Below are 13,544 nucleotides of genomic sequence, written 5' to 3' on the forward strand. Positions count from 1 at the left end.
ATTTACGCCACCCCATTATTTGATTTTTCAGCTTTTTCTTCTGCTAGAACTTTCTTTATTAACTCTAGTTTTCTCTCATTTGTTTCACCTGTTGAATACAGAGAGAAGTTTTCATTTTCAATTAAATCTTGGAAACGTGCTTTCACAGCTTTACGACGATTAAACGCTACGTATAAAAGTTCTATCAATTTATCTTTCGTTAACATTTCTACATTAATTTTTGCTTTTGATAATAAATTTCGCGAAGCATTATAACGACGATATAATTCGTTAAACGCTTTATCTACAATCTTTTCTTCCAATTCTTCCTCTGTATCAGCTGTAATCGTACTAATATCCACCTTGTATGGGTAAATTAAATAACGTTTTTGCTCATATCGAGGCTGCGAACGTTGCCAGTACTCTAAGTTATCGATAACTTCTTGACCATATAGTATTGTCTCTGGTGTAAGGTCCTTCGCACCTTTCATCGTTTCTGTCATTTTTCGTACAGGATCTGTTAAATCTACAAACTTACTTTGAATATATACTTTTGTATTAAACTCTAATGTGGTTAACCATGATTCAATTTTGATATCAATCGCTTCTTGTTCCATATTGGAGAGTAAGTAATAATTAACTGGATGCGCTTCCGCAATCAAGACAAATGTGTCATCATGATAACGAATCATATGATTATCAATTTCCTTAATGTCTTCTACAAAAGCGCTAAAGAAATCAACATTATCCTCATCAACTTCTGATTCAGCAGGCATATTCTTTTTATTTTTCTTTCCACCTTTTTCAGCAGTGTGTTTCTCTACTCCGCCTTGCTTTTTCCCCTTTTTCTTAGACCCAAACAGCGGTTTTCCGTTCATTTTCCGATAAAAGAAAAATCCTACAATGGCTATCGCCGCAAAATATATCATTTCTAACATTTATAAATTCTCCTTTGCCCATGTAGTTGGCTCGTACCCTTTTCTCCACTTGCCTTTTTCAGAACGGCTACGCATTTTGATAAGTAAAAACTTATCTAGATACATGTGTTGTTTTTCTTTATAAATAAAAGCAAAAGCTATTACACCTACTACCGTTGGTATTGCTAAAATTAAGCAAATAAAAAATGCTACCACCGCATCAATAGGTGCAAATAGCCGCCATAAGAATGGTACATATAAATAAAGAGATGCTCCGCCACCTAACAGATAAATCAATTGGCGTTTACTCAATACACCTAACAGTGTTTTTTGTTCCGAGGTCATATCAACAGGAACGGTTACTTTTCTCATTTTGTTTCCTCCCTTGTATAAGAGAAGCTCTCCCCAAATAGAGGAGAGCTTTTACAAACTCTTATGTTAGATTGTTGTAACCCAAGCAGCGATGTCATATGCTTTGATCATGACAAAACCACCAATTGCGGCACAAGCAAGTCCAAGCATAGCTTGCGTACGATTCTCAGGGTTTTTACCTTGTGCTCCAGATAGTTTAATAGCTGCAAATACAACGCAAGCTGCCACCCAAATTCCCCCAAAACCAATTAAGGTTTTCACCAAAGTGTTCATGCTTTTTTGGACGGTTTCAGCATTGGCACCACTGCCACTACCACCAAGACCTTTCGTAAAGCTACTTTTTGCCAGTAAGAAATCTCCTACTGATGTTGTCATAAGTTTTGCAGACAACCAATTCAACATAATTCCTGCACCTCCGGGTGGTTTTGCTCGCAAAACGCAAAAAGACCCCAATACACGCACACGTCCCCTAAGGACATGGCGCATATTGAGGTCTTCTCTTATATGCGAACTGATAAATTTTTTATTTTATTGTTAAATCTTATTACGTTTATATTATAGCAATACGATTTTAAAAATACAAGTCCTTATTGACCAAAAAAAATAAAAGCTAAATAGACGATTCCTTTTCTATTTTACTTTTATTGCTTCTTATTATCTTTGTTTGGATCGTACCATACCATTTGAATTTGAAATATATCACTGTCCTTAAGACCTAAAACATTCATTTCTTCTTTAAATGAGCGCCATGGTTCTATTTTTATTGATTTCGTACTTTTGTCTCTAAGCGTATACACATGTACATAATACGCTTCATTTTTCTTTTGTTTACATAATAACCTCTATTTTACTGCAGTATAACAAATCATATATCTATATAAAAATTACATAATTAATAATTGCATTACGAGAAAATACACATTGATTAGTTACCCGTTTCGTTTCTCTTTAGTTATAAATTATAACGAGAGAACTTCACCACTTTTTATTCGCTTCCTTGCGATAATTGTTTGGACATATAAAACTACCCCTACTTTCACTTTGTTTAGAAGTGAAAGCAGGTGGCATAGTACTTTTTCCTAAAATGAACGGTGAAGATATGAATCGTGAGGTATGTTTTAAATAAATTGAACGGACATTGAAAATGTGCTTGATGAAAATGAACGCAATTTAATAGAAATGAAGTATCTAGGGAATCGAAAGGTGAATGATTCGGTTGTGTATAACGAGCTGATGATGAAACGTGGTCCGTTTTATGAGAAGAAAAAAGTAGTTATCCGCTTGATAGTTACTGCTTTAGGAATTATATAAATGGGGTTTTATCTTAATGAAAATGAGATTATGGACTTTTATGCTGTTGAAATAGATTAATATTTGATTCGTGCAATTGGTTCTACTCTCACTTTGTCATATAACAGAGTTTTTTCTATAGAATATATCTCTTAATTTGCAATTTACATTATTAATATACCATTCTAATTTTTACCGTACTAAAATCATTATTTGATTTGATCCTGTACGTTTCATAACACGATATCCGTTAGTTGTTGCTGTTGCGATTCCCTCATTATTTGATTTGCAATAGTTGCCTACTTGACAAGTACCATCATCACGAACAAGTAGCTTCCCGACTAAACCTACAGCTACCCATTCAGGTCTAGTTAGTCTTGAACTACAAGGGATATTTGGGTCCCATGCTGGATTGAGTTTTTTCTTTGTTTCTATGCGTTCGGGCATAATCATATTTCCTTCATTATCTTTTATGGCTTCTACGACAACCTCTTCGTATATTTCACGATTCCATTCATCTAGTAAGTATTTAGAGCATGTAGGATCTTGAGTATCCGCTAAAATTCCAGGGCGAGAACTTGTAATTCCTACGATATAATCATCATTTGCATTAGCTTTTCTTACTTTATCACTTGCGCCGTCAAAAGTAACAAAATATCCAACGTCAATTGGTTGACCATCAATTGTTTCAAACATTTCAGCATAGTCACACGCACCAGCCGCTGTTATATATGCACTAGCTGTTACGGTACTATCGAAACAAGCAGATCCATTATTTAAAATTTTTGCAACTACACCAGTAATGTCACATTGAGCTGCACCATTGACTAGATACCAAGAGAATGGAAGGTCTACTGCAGGGTTAGGACCTCCACTTTGACCCATAACATGGACACCAGCTAAACCATTTGCACATGTCGCTAATCCTTCTGTATGAGAAAAATCACCATCCGCAATTGTAAGGGAACCTTCGGCATGAGATGCTTCGCCACTTGCTATTGTAGAGAGTCCTTCGGCATGAGAAACTCCGCCACTTGCTATTGAACCAGCCCCTTCTGCATGAGAAGCGCCGCCACTTGCTGTAGTTCTCGACCCTTCCGCATGAGCTGCAACCTCACTCGCCCTTGTAAAAGTCCCTTCCGCATGGGAGTACGAAGCGTTTGCAACTGTAGATTGCCCTTCCGCATGAGAAAATTGCCCACTTGCAATTGTACCACCCCCTTCCGCATGAGAAGTATCGCCACTCGCAATTGTAAAAAAGCCTTCCGCATGTGAATTACTTCCAATGGCAGCTGTACCATCCCCCTCTGTATGCGAGGCGAATCCACTTGCAATTGTATTACGCCCTTCCGCATGAGAAGTATCGCCACTCGCAGTTGTAGATCGCCCTTCCGCATGTGAAGTAAAACCACTCGCCACTGTAAGAAAACCTTCCGCATGTGAAATACTGCCACTTGCAGTTGTAGATCGCCCTTCCGCATGTGAAGGAAAACCACTCGCAACCGTAAGAAAACCTTCTGCATGAGAGGTAGTTCCACTTGCAATTGTACCCCTCCCTTCCGCATGAGAGGTATCGCCACTCGCAATTGTAAAATCACCTTCCGCATGAGATGCAATTCCACTTGCTTCTGTACTTTCCCCTTCGGCATGAGAGATATCGCCACTTGCCACTGTAAGAGAACCTTCCGCATGAGATGCAAACCCACTTGCTTCAAAACTATCACCTTCCGCATGAGATGCATCCCCACTTGCCACTGTAAGAGAACCTTCCGCATGAGATGCAAACCCACTTGCTTCAAAACTATCACCTTCCGCATGAGAGAAATCACCACTCGCGATTGTGTTCCCCCCTTCCGCATGAGAAACAAACCCACTCGCGATTGTGTTCCCTCCTTCCGCATGAGAAGTAAACCCACTCGCAGTTGTAGATCGCCCTTCCGCGTGAGAAATATCGCCACTCGCGATTGTGTTCCTCCCTTCAGTATGGGAGGCAATTCCACTTGCTTCAGTAGTATCACCTTCGGCATGAGAGGTATCGCCACTCGCGATTGTATTCCCTCCTTCAGTATGGGAGGCAATTCCACTTGCAGTTGTAGATTGCCCTTCCGCATGAGAAAAATTTCCACTCGCGATTGTGCTCCTCCCTTCAGTATGGGAGGCAATTCCACTTGCAGTTGTAGATTGCCCTTCTGCATGAGAAAAATCGCCACTCGCGATTGTGTTTCCCCCTTCAGTATGGGAGGCAATTCCACTTGCTTCAGTAGTATCACCTTCGGCATGAGAGGTATCGCCACTCGCAATTGTAAGAGAACCTTCCGCATGAGACGCAAATCCACTTGCTTCTGTCCTAGCACCTTCCGCATGGGAAATATCGCCACTCGCAATTGTAAGAGAACCTTCCGCATGGGACCTCTGTCCACTCGCTAAGCTACTACTTCCTTCCGCATGGGAACCTGATCCACTCGCAATTGTATCAGTACCTTCCGCGTGTGAGCCATCTCCAAGGGCTCGTGTAAAAGAACCTTCCGCATGGGAGACAAACCCACTAGCTTCAGTAGTATCACCTTCCGCATGAGAAAAGTCTCCGCTCGCGTTGGTAATAAAACCTTCCGTATGAGAATAGCTTCCACTCGCGTTGGTAGAAAAACCTTCTGCATGAGAAAAGTCTCCACTTGCTATGCTAGAACCTTCTGCATGAGAGCCATCTCCACTTGCCCGGCTACTACTGCCTTCCGCATGTGAACTATTTCCACTTGCGAGTGTTCCAGAACCTTCTGCATGAGAAGCGAATCCACTAGCAATTGTATCAGTACCTTCCGCGTGTGAGCCATCTCCATTTGCTTGAGTACGCATCCCTTCTGAGTGAGAGGCAATGGCATTAGCTACGGTTTGACTACCTTCCGCATGGGAACAATCTCCATTTGCGACTGAGCAACAACCTTCGCCATGAGAACAATCCCCGTTTGCTTCTGTGCCACATCCTTCCGCGTGTGAGCAATCTCCATTTGCTGTCGTACCACATCCTTCTGCGAATGAACAATCTCCATTTTCTACAGGGCTTCCTTCAAAGGAGCATTCTCCAATATTGCCAGCTACATCACAAACTAATGGTGGGGCAGGTGGGCCGGTTGGGCCAGTGGATCCGGTCGGCCCAGTAGGTCCTGGTGGCCCATCAGGTGGTCCAGTGGGTCCGGTCGGTCCGGTGATGCCAGTCGGTCCAGTTGGAAACGTGAATGGTGGGACAGGTGGGAATGTGGGGCCAATTAAACTTGGGTCTAGTGCAGCTCCATATAAGCTTTCATTCGAATCAAATTGATTTTCTTTTGACATAATCCACCTCCAATATTTCAACTCTTTACTAATACATGTAAATTACGAATGAAATATGAAAATACAAGGTTAATTAAAGCTTGTATTATTGTTGTTAAAAGAAAAATTAAATGAAAACACTATTTTATTAGTAAGTAGTTCGAAAGAAGGGTTTAAGAAGTGGTAATCTCCGAAAAAAAAGGGGACATTAAATGCTCTCAGGAAAATAATTATGTACTAAATAAAAAACAGGTACCTGTGTATAGTCACAATTACCTGTTTTTTATCATTTATATCTACTCTTTATTTTTTAAAATCTCATTAACCTCTTCCACACTTAATTCTACAACTTCGGCAACTTGTTCTATAGGTAACCCGATTTTAGTCATTTTGTGAATCATCTCTGTCTTAGTTGCTGTCCTAGCTTCTTTTGCAGATTTTTCTTCTGCCGTTTCAATTTCAGATATTCTATCTTTTATTGCCTTCTCTCTCGCCTCATATAAGCGTAAAAAATCCTTATCGCTACTTAATCGCTCCCAATCCTCTATCGCTTTTTTCAAAATTGGATCTTTTTCCATTGTTATCGCCTCCAGGATTGTTGTTAATCTCTCATCCTCATGCGCAGGAAATAATAATAACCAACGCGCTAAGAATCTTCCCATGGATTCATTCGTTCTCCTTGCCATTCTTGAATCACTTTCGGAATTTCAAGAAAATGCAACTGCATATTTTCGGTAATGATACGTTTAGATTTTTTGTTCATCACCGTATTAACATTATGAAACTCTTGCTCTTCTGGAAATAGAATGGAATCCACTATATTAATACAAATTGTTGGTCTTAATTCCGTGTACTTCATCCCTTGAGTCATTTGGGAATAATACATGTCTGACCAGTAGAACAAAGAACGCTCTATCATATCTTTTTTGTCTCGAACTTGAATCTCTATATTAATTTTTATACCACTATTTAACGTGGCTCGCTAATCTAAAATAGACAATTTATCGTCCTTCTGCTCTCTTGGAAGATGCGGATCATCTAAGTGTAAAGATGCAATTTCTTCATCGATAGATGATTGTAGTACCGCGTTAAGAAACCCAATTAATATATCTTCATTTCCTTCTACTCCAAATAAACGCGTGAACTACCCGCCACTTAACGTCCTAACGGACTGTTTGAAGTGGGGGCTTCTCGGTTAGTCGTTACTTTTGATAGCTAACGAATGCGTCCTAAGACAGCCGAGCTAATTCCCTTGTTCCAAAGGTTATTTTATTGCTATTTATGCTAACGCTAATAGGCGTATTGCTTCATTTTTGATATTGATAGCTGCGTTATAATCTCTATCGAGATTTACACCGCATATACAAGAATATACTCGTTCAGACAATGACATATTTTTTAGATTTCCACAACTGCTACATGTTTTTGTAGAAGGAAACCATTTGTCTATTTTCACAAGCTGTTTTCCTTGTTCATTTAGTTTATAAGCTAAGAAAGAAGTGAACATACCCCAACCATTATCAACAACACTTTTTCCAAAATGAAGTGATTGCGACATTCCTTTCATGTTTAGGTCTTCAATAGCTACAACATCAAAATGAGTAGCTAACTCTTTAGACTTATGATGAAGGAAGTTCTTACGTTGGTTCGCTACTTTTTCATGTAACTTAGCTATACGGATACGTTGTTTATCCCAACGAATAGAACCTTTTGTTCTTCTTGATAATACTCGTTGTGCCTTTGCTAATTGGTCTAATATTTTACGATAGAACTTAGGATAATTGGCTTTCTCACCCTCAGAACTAACGTATAATCCATCCATCGCAAAGTCTAATCCAACAACTGTTTCTACTTTTTTTTTTACAATTTCTTTTTCGTATTCAGTCAAAATGGATACATAGTATTTACCGATGGATGACATGGAGATTGTACATGACTTGATCATATGGTCTTGTGGTATTTCTCTATGTTGTTTGATACGTACCATTTTCAGTTTTGGTAATTTGATATGACCATTTAGCAACATAATATTTCCATTTACTACATTCGTTGTATAAGACTTTCTGTCTTTTTTGCTTTTGAATGTTGGGAAGTCATTTTGACCACTAAAGAAATTCTTATAGGCAGTTTGCAAGTTTAGTTGAGCATTTGCCAAAGCTAATGAATCAACTTCTTTCAACCACTCGAACTCTTTTTTGTATTTTGCAGGAGTAGGAAGCTTCTGTTTCTTTAGTTGTTCCTTATCACCTTTGTATTTTTCATATATTTCTTTACGTTCAGCCAACATTCTGTTATATACAAAGCGCACACAACCAAAAGTTTTACGCATAAGATATGCTTGTTCTCCCGTTGGATACAAACGAAATTTATAGGATTTATTATGCTTTGTCATATCATTTCACCTCACTTTCCACCTTGATTTTCAATATAATTCTTTACCACGTCTATTGGTGAACCACCAGTAGTTAGTAAGCAAAAACTTCTTGACCAAAACATCTCTTTCCAAAGTTTCTTTTTTACTTGTGGAAAATCTTTTTTTATGAGTCGAGAACTTGCGCTTTTATAAGCATTAATGAATTTTGTCATTTCTGTATTCGGATGTGCCTTGAACAAGATATGTACAAGGTCAACATCATGATTCCACTCTACCAGTGTTATGTTTTAATTATACATTACGAATTATTAGATGGTACGAAAAACTGGCTTGTAAGAAGCTTGCATTGCATCATCCAGCCCTTTCCCTTGCGTTGGGTTCCATGCAGCTATGATTACGTTATAGCCCTCTTGCTTTAACTCTGTCGCAAACGCAATTAAGGCCGCTCTTACTTTTTCATTCTCAACTAAGTCAGCGTCAAATGCTAAATACACATTTTCCACGCCCATATCTTTTAATACAGGCATAACGATTCTCCATGCATTTACACCTGGAATCGCAAGAACTGTTGTCCCTACGTTAGATATTTCTTCTTTATTTAGCCTTTGAGGAATTAAATCAGCAATCAAGTCCGCCTTCATCGGTCCCTCTGTAACCATCACAGATTTTGTTTGATGCAGCGTACCAGATTTCCGATGTTTCAAATGTGAGCTTGGCACCGCTACATGTACAGGAAGTGGATTTTCACTACCTCCTGCACCAGTCCCTTGATTTTTGTTTGCTGAAGAGATCCATAAGTATTTTTGACCTTTATGTATCTTTACAACAACTTTTTCCCCGTCGATTAATAACTCTTTATTTTTTCCTATCTGTAGTTTTCCTTCATAGATACAATCAGCATTTTTGGTTATTTTCACAACATTAGGCTGTTGGACTAGTTCGGCTTGTATACCTGTAGGTCCAGATTTCACATGAACAGAGTTCTTTACTTCATCTACACGAACTTGCCAACCAACAATTTGATTATGTTGGTTTCGGAACGGAATCATAATCCCTGGAAAACCTGCCATTAGGCGAAGAGAAAGTTGTCCTTTCTTCATTTCATAAAAACCGGGTATTCCCTGCCAACAATCTTTTTTGCCCATTTGTTTAAATAACTTCTCCCAAATACTTGTATACGTATTGTCATCCTCTAACTCAATTTGTTGCTTTAAGAAAGAACGATATTGACGTACCTGCACTTGTTCCTCAGTCATTTTTCTATCTTGAAGTAAATGTGTATGATGGTTCTCCTCTAATGGTATGAATTCAATTAAATTTCGATTAAATATATCTAATTCTTCATTACTACGCTTACTATGCCCCTTTACCACATCTACATCTGGTAATTGATACTGTTTCTTACCATTTAGATAATGGATATAACTTGGATTGCTTGAATTTTTACCGTATACCCATTTGCTTTCTACACGGGTACATGCTACCTTCTCCTGCGAAACATGCAACATACAGTTTCCAATCCCATTGCAAATCGGGCATGGAACACGATAAAATTCCCACCAACTACCTCTTGGATGTGCAGTTGTCAAACGAAACTGTCCTTTTTGTATGTTATAATTCATTTTTCCCCACTCCTTGTATACTGTTTATTATATATGGAACTGATACTTCCATTAAACTCTTTATACTTCTATTTAGATATTCCCTTTGCTCACCTAATGGATATACAAAAGAATGTGTATCACAAACTAAATAATCACTTCTATTTTCTTGATCTAGAAAAGCCGATTCTACATATGCTTCAAATGCTCTAGCAAACATCTCGTGATTTGTAGACCAATACTTTTTGGTTCTCTTCTTATCTAATTTAATTGCTGTATCAAAGTATACAGACCCTTTCGCTTGATAGGATATTTCATCAAATTTTTTCCCTGTTTTTTTATAATGAAAAGCAGCTAGCATTTGTGCAGTTCGCTCAAATTCCTTTTCAATTTTACGTTCCATACGCGTTTTTGCTGCTCCTGACAAAGTATCAAGTTTCCTGTACAAACTTGCATGATGTGATTCTAAAATATTTGAAACATTGCCTTTAAATACATCATAACTATCGATAACACCACCATAGAAATACCACTTTCTACTGTAGGCATTTTCCACGTTTATTACTCTGGCCACTTTTCCTTGTTTACAAGCATCTAGCACAGCTTGCATCCTTTCCTTGATAATAGCAGGCAAGATATTCCCGACACTCTTCCCACTTGATAGGAAAGCAAAGCTACCGTTTTGAAAATCATGACTACAATCATACAAGAAATGATCCAATGCATGGCTCCATTCATGACACAATGCTCCAACTCCATTATCACGAGTTATATTAATTACTTTGGTAGAAGGTTCATAATGTGCTAATGCATTGCCGCTTCCTCTCGCACCAATCGCAAGACCTAAGCGTCCTCCTAGCCCTATATATTCAGGTGGAATCCCCAATATACGAGCTAAATCATGTAACGCTTCAGATACATGCCCAATATGCTCTTTTGCATATTGCTCGGTGCAATAATGCCCAAATTGCATTCCCTTTAAACCAAACATAGCAACTACGTCTTCAGGTTTGGTAGCAAGTTCTACTCCTGATCCTTTTCTTTGCAGGGTATCTGGTAGTTTCCTACTCCAAGCAGCTGCGGATTTCTTACGAGTCGTAACCTTTTTCGTAAGTAAATCATTCCATGTTAGTTCATGTGATACACGATGATACGTAGAATTAATACTTTTAGAATTTGTACAAAGTGATATGAATTTCTTTCCTAATATTAATAACTCCATACCATCTGCATCAACAAACTCATCAAAATATTCTTCCACCATTCTTTTAAATGTGTATGTGACACTCTTATTTTTTCTAAATGCAGACCAACCGTTGCTCATTTCCATACCATAAGAAACAACAAGATCTACCCATTGTTCTGAGGTATGTACTGACTGTATATCATTCCATATTCTTCTACATGCTTGAACATACAATTTCCTTGCAGTCGGTGTATCTACAATTGGCTTCTTATTTATCCTACCTACCAGTAGTTGCTTTAACTTTGCAACATGTGGCGGGATATCATTTTCTTTTTCTTGTTCAAAAGAAAATGATATCAGTGTATTTCGATCTAATGCATTTAGCGCCTCTGTTGCAGATTCTTTTTCAATTTCTGCTAAAATTTCTAAGGAAAAAGATACTAAAAATGATTCTTTTAAGGCTCGTAACTCTTTCTTAGCTCCCACTAATTTCTCACCGACATCATAACTATATCGATTGTGAACTTGTTTATCTGTTCTCACATCTTGTACCATTACGTTTTTCTCCTACCTCTAAATCAAACATTTTAAATAAATTCATACTCTAATCCTCCTCAATAAAATAAAAAGACAGAAATTCATAGTAATTTTTCACTACGGATTTCTGTCATTCCCTCTGTCTGCATACTTCCATATGGTTTTGTAAATCATTCACTACGATACACTCACACCTGTTAAAGAGAATAAATCCTCTTTTGTCGGATTAAGTGCTTGTAACCAACTATCTACCTTTAGAAAGTTTACTTTTTTTAATTGTTCGCCTTTCTCCGCACGCTTAACCACTTCTAGACATCCATGATGATGTACAAGCATTGTAAGATCATCTTTCTTAAAAATACAATCTACATCTGAAGACTTTACATGATGGCTATGCAGAATCGGTTTCCATTGCTTGAGCAAATATCCCTCTACCTCTAAAAATCCACGGATGGCTGTAAAACGAAAACTCGTCCCACTAAAGCACTTTTCCAATAAAAAAAGGAAATCTCGTATACATCCATTAAAATAGACATGATACAAATAGATTTCCCCTGCTTGATTTGCCTCTTGTTGCGACAAATTTGATGGTTTAATAGAAAACTGATAACAATCTCGTTCCCAAAACGCTCCTTCTTTTGTAACTCTCATTCGTAATGCACGCAAACTCGGTATAAAGTCATTTGGATGTGCAGAACAAAATATGGATACTTCATAACTCATTTTCACAATAGAATCCCCCTAAATAATAATTTTTGCCCGATATGATAATGGCTCATATAAATTCAACAGATTTGAAAACAACACAAAAAGGGCTTCTTCAAGTCGATTAATAATGTGCATAGCAAAATAAGCTATATATACACTAATCGGCTCAAAGAAGCCCTTTCACAATTGAAACAAGACGCAACTTGCTTCTACAACTCAACCACAACACAAAAAAGGTGTGGGAATAAACGGAATCAATTAAACAATAAATATAGTTATATCTTAATTAATTTATTAAGTATTATCAAGTACCATTATATATTTATATTATTTAGGCGTATAATACAAATATATAAAGGAGGTAGAATATTTTGCCAATGGAGTATGATTCAAATAATCCTAGATTAATTCCTTCAGTTGTATCTTTTATCGATGTATTAGGATTTTCGCAATTGGGCATGAGCGCGATTAACACTGGTGCAGGAGATGTATTTTTAAATCAGATACATACATCATTAAACAAAGCTCGACATGCTATCACCAATCAATTGTCGCTAGCAAAAGTTAAAGTTTTTACTGACAACGTAGTAATTGGATGGCCTATTTATGGAGATGGAGAGGGAGAATTAGGAACCACTTTCCTTAACCTAGCACAATATCAATTTTCGTTAGCGCTTGATGGCTTCTTTATTCGAGGCGGAGTAAGTGTTGGTCCTCATTTTATGGATGAAGAAACCGTTTTCGGTCCTGAATTAATTACAGCATATAATCTGGAATCTCAGGTTGCTGTTTATCCTAGAATCATTTTAAGTAACACAGGTAAACAAAAGGTACTAGATTGTATTAATTACTACTCTCCACAATCTTCATCCCCTTTTAATTTGGAATTACTTGAGGATATGGATGGAGAGTGGTTTTTAAATTACTTACATGTTCTACATAAAATGTACGAAGACAGTGTAGTTGAAGGGGATTATACTCCATTTTTCCCCCATTTAGAAACACATCGCAATAAAATTGTAGGTGCATTACATACCCATGCAAATAACCATAAGTTATTAAAAAAGTATTCTTGGTTAGCCAATTATCATAATTACTTTTGTGATGAATTTGTAGATGGTACACCACTGCATCTTAAAATTGAAGCACCAATTCAAATGTCACCACCAAGAAGAATAATTTCATAAATAATAAAAGCATTCTTACTAAGTAAGAATGCTTTTACATATCCACTATACTATTTTTCAACAATCTTATATCAAAATTAAAAA

The 13,544-nt window shown here is 37.5% G+C and carries 10 protein-coding genes and 3 pseudogenes; 2 read left to right on the forward strand and 11 right to left on the reverse strand.

Annotation, left to right across the window (positions count from 1 at the left end; genetic code table 11):
- Positions 1-2: 2 nt before the first annotated feature.
- The 4 genes from QCI75_RS29895 to QCI75_RS29910 all read right to left on the reverse strand — a co-directional run bounded on the left by QCI75_RS29895 (position 3) and on the right by QCI75_RS29910 (position 2,065).
- Positions 3-917: a hypothetical protein gene (locus QCI75_RS29895; protein WP_353762136.1), complete on the reverse strand. Its 915-nt coding sequence runs from the start codon at positions 915-917 to the stop codon at positions 3-5.
- On the reverse strand, positions 918-1,268 hold the full coding sequence (locus tag QCI75_RS29900) for a PrgI family protein (protein ID WP_353762137.1): 351 nt from the start codon (positions 1,266-1,268) through the stop codon (positions 918-920). It abuts the gene before it with no gap.
- A 66-nt stretch (positions 1,269-1,334) separates the two neighbouring features.
- Positions 1,335-1,754 carry a hypothetical protein gene (locus tag QCI75_RS29905; RefSeq protein ID WP_353762138.1) on the reverse strand — a complete coding sequence of 140 codons (420 nt, stop codon included), beginning with the start codon at positions 1,752-1,754 and terminating at the stop codon, positions 1,335-1,337.
- Positions 1,755-1,909: 155 nt separating this feature from the next.
- Positions 1,910-2,065 carry a hypothetical protein gene (locus QCI75_RS29910; RefSeq protein WP_353762139.1) on the reverse strand — a complete coding sequence of 52 codons (156 nt, stop codon included), beginning with the start codon at positions 2,063-2,065 and terminating at the stop codon, positions 1,910-1,912.
- Between the two features lie 382 nt (positions 2,066-2,447).
- On the opposite strand from QCI75_RS29910, the gene QCI75_RS29915 reads away from it, so the two are divergent.
- Complete coding sequence (locus QCI75_RS29915; RefSeq protein WP_353762140.1) at positions 2,448-2,579, forward strand: hypothetical protein; 132 nt, start codon at positions 2,448-2,450, stop codon at positions 2,577-2,579.
- A gap of 171 nt (positions 2,580-2,750) precedes the next feature.
- On the opposite strand, the gene QCI75_RS29920 is transcribed toward QCI75_RS29915, so the two are convergent.
- The 7 genes and pseudogenes from QCI75_RS29920 to QCI75_RS29950 form a co-directional block, all read right to left on the reverse strand.
- Complete coding sequence (locus tag QCI75_RS29920; protein ID WP_353762142.1) at positions 2,751-5,888, reverse strand: peptidase G2 autoproteolytic cleavage domain-containing protein; 3,138 nt, start codon at positions 5,886-5,888, stop codon at positions 2,751-2,753.
- A gap of 275 nt (positions 5,889-6,163) precedes the next feature.
- Positions 6,164-6,975: pseudogene (locus QCI75_RS29925) on the reverse strand (Rpn family recombination-promoting nuclease/putative transposase).
- 171 nt (positions 6,976-7,146) lie between these two features.
- Positions 7,147-8,259, reverse strand: coding sequence for an RNA-guided endonuclease TnpB family protein (locus QCI75_RS29930; protein ID WP_353762144.1), 1,113 nt, complete (start codon positions 8,257-8,259; stop codon positions 7,147-7,149).
- A gap of 11 nt (positions 8,260-8,270) precedes the next feature.
- A pseudogene (tnpA, locus tag QCI75_RS29935) lies at positions 8,271-8,528 on the reverse strand (IS200/IS605 family transposase); the annotation flags it as partial.
- Between the two features lie 21 nt (positions 8,529-8,549).
- Positions 8,550-9,863: a DUF3854 domain-containing protein gene (locus tag QCI75_RS29940; RefSeq protein WP_353762145.1), complete on the reverse strand. Its 1,314-nt coding sequence runs from the start codon at positions 9,861-9,863 to the stop codon at positions 8,550-8,552.
- Positions 9,853-11,629 (reverse strand): annotated as a pseudogene (locus QCI75_RS29945) (LPD1 domain-containing protein). Before QCI75_RS29945 ends, QCI75_RS29940 begins: the two are co-directional and overlap by 11 nt.
- Positions 11,630-11,742: 113 nt before the next feature.
- Positions 11,743-12,294, reverse strand: a complete 552-nt coding sequence (locus QCI75_RS29950) for a hypothetical protein (RefSeq protein WP_353762147.1) — start codon at positions 12,292-12,294, stop codon at positions 11,743-11,745.
- A gap of 356 nt (positions 12,295-12,650) precedes the next feature.
- Between QCI75_RS29950 and QCI75_RS29955 the strand changes: the two genes are divergently transcribed.
- Positions 12,651-13,460, forward strand: coding sequence for a hypothetical protein (locus QCI75_RS29955; RefSeq protein ID WP_353762183.1), 810 nt, complete (start codon positions 12,651-12,653; stop codon positions 13,458-13,460).
- Positions 13,461-13,544: the final 84 nt, after the last annotated feature.

Origin of the sequence: Bacillus cereus group sp. RP43 (assembly GCF_040459645.1) — a bacterium.
Taxonomy (GTDB): Bacteria; Bacillota; Bacilli; order Bacillales; family Bacillaceae_G; genus Bacillus_A; species Bacillus_A mycoides_C.

Excerpts from the sequence above, each read along its gene's own strand:
- QCI75_RS29905 (WP_353762138.1), bottom strand. The coding sequence starts at position 1,754 with ATGCGCCATGTCCTTAGGGGACGTGTGCGTGTATTGGGGTCTTTTTGC.
- QCI75_RS29895 (WP_353762136.1), bottom strand. The coding sequence starts at position 917 with ATGTTAGAAATGATATATTTTGCGGCGATAGCCATTGTAGGATTTTTC.
- QCI75_RS29940 (WP_353762145.1), bottom strand. The coding sequence starts at position 9,863 with ATGAATTATAACATACAAAAAGGACAGTTTCGTTTGACAACTGCACAT.
- QCI75_RS29915 (WP_353762140.1), top strand. The coding sequence starts at position 2,448 with ATGAAGTATCTAGGGAATCGAAAGGTGAATGATTCGGTTGTGTATAAC.
- QCI75_RS29930 (WP_353762144.1), bottom strand. The coding sequence starts at position 8,259 with ATGACAAAGCATAATAAATCCTATAAATTTCGTTTGTATCCAACGGGA.
- QCI75_RS29955 (WP_353762183.1), top strand. The coding sequence starts at position 12,651 with ATGGAGTATGATTCAAATAATCCTAGATTAATTCCTTCAGTTGTATCT.
- QCI75_RS29900 (WP_353762137.1), bottom strand. The coding sequence starts at position 1,268 with ATGAGAAAAGTAACCGTTCCTGTTGATATGACCTCGGAACAAAAAACA.
- QCI75_RS29920 (WP_353762142.1), bottom strand. The coding sequence starts at position 5,888 with ATGTCAAAAGAAAATCAATTTGATTCGAATGAAAGCTTATATGGAGCT.